Below are 3,235 nucleotides of genomic sequence, written 5' to 3'. Positions count from 1 at the left end.
CGTGGCAGTAAGCTCAGTTTTAGCGGAAACTAAACCGAAACCCACTAACCCCACTTCCCCCCAAAAACCCGATAATTCCCTCTTAGTTCAATGGTTGGGTCATAGTTGCTTTTTATTCACCGGAGGAGGGCAAAGAGTCCTCGTTAATCCCTTCCGGGCAATTGGTTGTACGGCGGGTTTTCCTTTGCCAAAAGTAGAAGCAGATATCGTTTTAATTAGTAGTCAACTCTGGGATGAAGGGGCGGCCGAGGGTTTACCAGGTAATCCGAAAATTTTGTTTGAGCCGGGGGCTTATGATCTGGGTAAATTAAAATTCCAGGGCATTAGTATCGCCCATGATCGCGTAGGTGGCAAACGTTTCGGCATGAATGTGGCCTGGCGTTGGGCCCAAGCGGGGATTAGTATTGTTCATTTAGGGGGGGCAGCAGCCCCAATCGAATTAGAACAAAGAATTCTCCTAGGTTCGCCGGATTTAGCTTTTATTCCCGTGGGAGGGGGTCCAAAAAATTATAATCCCCAAGAAGCAAAACAGGCGCTCGAAGTTTTACAACCGCGAATTGCTGTCCCGACGCAATACTTCACCAGTGCCGCCGATAAAAAGGCCTGTGAATTAGTGTCTGTAGATGAGTTTCCCAAGTTGGTCAAGGATAAAAATATCCGTTTAATCGAGGACAATAAATTACGGATTCGTGCCGCCGATTTACCGAAAAAAGGGACTCTCATTCGCGTGTTTGACTACCGCAATCTGTTAGAGAAATCCTAATTTTAGGAGCCAATGACCTAGTACTGCTGTAGATCATCTCCTAGTTCTCTAAAAATTGCTTCAACAATTTTATTAAAAATGTTTTTGCTGAAAGAATCTCGCTCTTTTTTTAGACAGGGATGGACGATTGCAGTTTTACTAATTGCCCTGCTTGTTTCCCTGCCAATTTTATCGGTGGCCAGTAGTTTATTAACTAATTCCAGTCAAGTCTGGCAACATCTGCTCGAAACTGTTCTCTGGGATTATCTAGTTAATTCTTTTTGGTTAATGAGCGGGGTGGGTAGCGGTGTTTTAATCATCGGTGTCGGCACCGCTTGGTTAACAACGATGTGTCAATTTCCCGGTCGTCAACAATTTCAATGGTTATTATTACTACCCCTTGCCGCTCCTGCCTATCTCTTGGCCTATACTTATACCAATATGATGGACTATTTTGGTCCGGTGCAGACGTTCTTAAGAAGTGTTTTTGCTTGGGATAGTGTCGAGGATTATTGGTTTCCTAATATCCGTTCTCTCTGGGGGGGGATTCTGATGTTAATACTGGTGCTTTATCCCTACGTTTATCTGTTAGCAAGGGTCGGTTTTTTAGAACAATCTGTCTGCACGGTGGAGGCAAGTCGCTCCCTGGGATGTAATCCTTGGCGCAGTTTTTTTACTGTCGCTTTACCCCTAACAAGACCGGCAATTATGGCGGGATTGGCTCTAGCTTTAATGGAAACTCTGAACGATTTTGGTACGGTGCAGTATTTCGGAATTAATGCTTTTACCACGGGGATTTATAATACTTGGTTCGGCATGGGTGATCGCATAGCGGCGGGGCAGTTATCCACAGTTTTAATGGTATTTATCCTCGTTTTAGTTTTCCTTGAACAATCCTCCCGTCGTCAAGCTCGTTACTATGAAATGACCAATCGTTTCCAGTCACCGACTAAGTACAAACTGGGATTTATTCGGAGTTTTTTGGCAATGTTCTCCTGTTTTGTGCCGGTATTTCTGGGGTTTATTGCCCCTGCTTTCTATCTGGCCTATCTAGCCTTTAATCATGCCCAAGAAACTTTTAATAATGACTTTCTTAGTCTATCGGGAAACAGTTTTTTTCTGGCTAGTTTAAGCGCAATTATTGCGGTAGTTTTAGCTTTAATTCTCGCCTACGGAGAAAGACTTAATCCGAATAAAACTCTTAAGGGTTCCGTGCGGATTGCGGCGGCTGGTTACGCTATCCCCGGCATTGTTATCGCAGTGGGGGTTTTAATTCCTATCGGGAAATTAGATAAATTTTTAAATCAAGGATTAAATATCAATTTAGTTCTGAGCGGCACGATTTTCTGTCTGATTTTTGCCTATATTGTCCGGTTTTTAGCCGTAGCTTTTTCCACGTTAGAATCGAGCTTAAGTAAAATTAAACCTAGTTTAGATGATGCTTCCCGCAGCCTTGGCTATGGCACTGGTGCCACTTTAATTAAAGTGCATATTCCTCTTTTGTCGGGGGGATTATTGACGGCGGCTATGTTAGTTTTTGTCGATGTGATGAAGGAATTACCGGCTACTTTGGTCCTAAGACCTTTTAATTTTGATACCCTAGCGGTGCGCGTTTATCAATACGCCAGTGATGAACGTTTGGTGGAAGCGGCGGCCCCGGCCCTGGCCATTGTCTTAGTGGGATTAATTCCAGTAATTTTTTTAAGTTGGCAAATTTCCCGACGGGCGATCGATTAAATCAGTTGGCGAGCGCCTGGCCGCTTAGTTCTATTTAGGGTTTGCGGCAAAAAGTTTGTTGGTGGGGTTAGGAGACAGGAGACAGGAGATTATTTTATTTATTCTCCCCACACCCCACACCCCACACCCTGCCTGCACGAAAAACTTTTTCGGTAAATCCTAGTTCTATAGTCTAGTACAAAATAATGTTACAGTTCTTGACAAGACTACTAGAGAGGGGGGGTGTCAGTGATAGGATTCCCTAAAACCCCTTTTCTTTATTTTTGTAGAGAGAACAAAATCCTATGACAGAACTTTCTGGAAAAGCTCCTAAGTTCGGTGGCAGCACGGGCGGTTTACTCGCCAAAGCCGATCTAGAAGAAAAGTACGCCATCACCTGGACAAGCAGCAAAGAACAAGTCTTTGAAATGCCCACCGGTGGCGCCGCTATCATGAACGAAGGCGAAAATCTCCTCTATTTGGCCCGCAAAGAACACGCGCTCGCTCTTGGTACCCAATTCCGGACGAAATTTAAGCCCAAAATCGAAGATTACAAAATCTATCGGATTTACCCCAGTGGTGAAGTGCAGTATCTCCACCCCGCTGATGGTGTCTTCCCCGAAAAAGTTAACGCTGGTCGTGAATTTTTCGGCAAAAAAGACCGCAATATCGGCAAAAACCCGGAACCGGCGACAATTAAGTTCTCTGGTGTCACTCCCTACGAAGCATAAATAATCCCTAAAATCGAGAGTGGGGAGTTAGATTTAGAAGCTATTT

At 44.3% G+C, this 3,235-nt stretch carries 3 protein-coding genes; all 3 read left to right on the top strand.

Features of this window, described 5'->3' with window-relative positions; all coding sequences use genetic code 11:
- Position 1 precedes the first annotated feature (1 nt).
- Positions 2–763 (top strand): MBL fold metallo-hydrolase, encoded by a 762-nt coding sequence (locus PX484_RS07120; protein WP_288103277.1) that lies wholly within the window; start codon positions 2–4, stop codon positions 761–763.
- Positions 764–841: 78 nt separating this feature from the next.
- Entirely contained in the window at positions 842–2,479 is a 1,638-nt protein-coding gene (locus tag PX484_RS07115) for an ABC transporter permease (RefSeq protein WP_287766469.1), read from the top strand.
- A 284-nt stretch (positions 2,480–2,763) separates the two neighbouring features.
- Complete coding sequence (locus tag PX484_RS07110) at positions 2,764–3,189, top strand: photosystem I reaction center subunit II PsaD (protein WP_002740397.1); 426 nt, start codon at positions 2,764–2,766, stop codon at positions 3,187–3,189.
- Positions 3,190–3,235 lie beyond the last annotated feature (46 nt).

The sequence above is a fragment of the Microcystis sp. M49636_WE2 genome (assembly GCF_030065375.1).
Classification (GTDB): Bacteria; Cyanobacteriota; Cyanobacteriia; order Cyanobacteriales; family Microcystaceae; genus Microcystis; species Microcystis aeruginosa_C.
Note: the sequence above shows the minus strand (reverse complement) of the source record. Positions and strands in the feature narration are given on the sequence as shown.